Genomic DNA, 1572 nt, shown 5'->3' with positions numbered 1-1572 from the left:
GAGCCGGATGAAGCTAAAGTTTCACGTCCGGTTCTGTAGGCGAGTCGCCCCCGCGAGGGGGCGACTTAGCCAGCGCGACCGATGATCTCGGTCGCCGGTTCGGTGACCTGTTCAATCTCGTCTATGACCAGGCGTTCCTGGTGAACGCGTGGCCAGCAACGTCGGGGCGCGGACGCCGGGTATCGATAGGGCCACCGTGCTCCATATCGAAACTCGGATCGGGATTGAGGCGTTCCTGGGTCAGATCCGGGACTCACTGAAGTCGAGCGAGTTCTCCCCGGTCGAGGTGCGGCAGGTGATGATTCCGAAAGCGAGCGGCAAGCTGCGCAAGCTCGGGATTCCCACCATCGCCGACCGAGTGGTCCAGGCCAGCCTCAAGCAGGTGCTCGAACCCATCTTCGAGGCGGACTTCAAACCGTGCTCGTATGGGTTTCGCCCCAACCGGCGCGCGCACGACGCGATCGCCGAGATCCACCACCTGGCCTCCGAACCCATCAGCTACCGATGGGTGCTGGAGGCCGACATCACGGCGTGTTTCGACGAGATCGACCACACGGCCTTGATGGATCGCCTGCGGGCGAGGATCTCCGATAAGCGTGTGAACGCGCTGATCAAGGCGTTCCTGAAGTCCGGCGTCATGACGACGGACGGCCATCGGGAAGAGACCTGGACCGGCACCCCGCAAGGCGGAATCTTATCCCCGCTGCTCGCCAACATCGCCCTGACCGCGCTGGACGATCACTTCGATCGTCAGTGGCGGCAGGAGATGAGTACCTGGTGGCGGCGGAACCGGCGCAGGCTCAGCGGCCAGGGCAACTGGAGACTCATCAGGTTCGCTGATGACTTCGTCCTGATGGTGTCAGGCGACCGCCACCATGCCGAGCAACTGCGTGAGGAGGTGGCGGCCGTTCTCGCCCCGCTGGGGTTGCGGTTGGCGCCGGAGAAGACCCGCGTGGTTCACATCGATGAGGGCTTCGACTTCCTCGGGCACCACATCCGCTGCCAGCGGAAACGAGGAACGAACAAGCACTACGTCTACACCAGACCGTCCAAGAAGGCCGTTCAGGCGATCAAGGACAAGGTGTCGGCGAAGAGCTACAGGTCAACCCGCAACCAGGATCTAGGCGAGCTGATTCTCAGCTTGAACCGGATACTGCGCGGGTGGGCGAAGTACTTCCGTTTCGGGGTTTCCAAGGCGACCTTCGCAGCGATCGATGCTCATACATGGGGACGGTTGATGCGTTGGATCCGCCGCAAGTACGCGGGCAAGACCCGCATGGGGATGCCTGAATTCCGGCGTCGTTTCTGCGATGTCGGTTGGAGGATCGCTCATCAAGGAGTCGTTTTCATCGGCACGTCCAGCGTCTCGGTGAAGCGTTACCGCTATCGCGGCGGCAACATCGCGACTCCGTGGACCCCGACACCGGCAGCCGCCACCGGCGGTTGACCAACGGGCAAGGCATGTGGAGCGCCCGGTGCGTGGAGACGCGCACGCCGGGTGTGCGCCGTGAGGCGCTTCGTTGTATCCCCGACGCAGTCGGGAGGAACTCGGAGGGAGGTTCTTGGGTCGCC

General features: G+C 63.4%; 1 protein-coding gene. It reads left to right on the top strand.

The genetic code is table 11. The features are described from left to right. Positions 1-148: 148 nt before the first annotated feature. Entirely contained in the window at positions 149-1447 is a 1299-nt protein-coding gene (ltrA, locus tag ACSDR0_RS50475; protein ID WP_435296110.1) for a group II intron reverse transcriptase/maturase, read from the top strand. Positions 1448-1572 lie beyond the last annotated feature (125 nt).

The sequence above is a fragment of the Streptosporangium sp. G11 genome (assembly GCF_051192615.1).
In the GTDB taxonomy this organism is placed as follows: Bacteria; Actinomycetota; Actinomycetes; order Streptosporangiales; family Streptosporangiaceae; genus Streptosporangium.
This window is presented reverse-complemented; position numbering and strand designations above follow the sequence as displayed.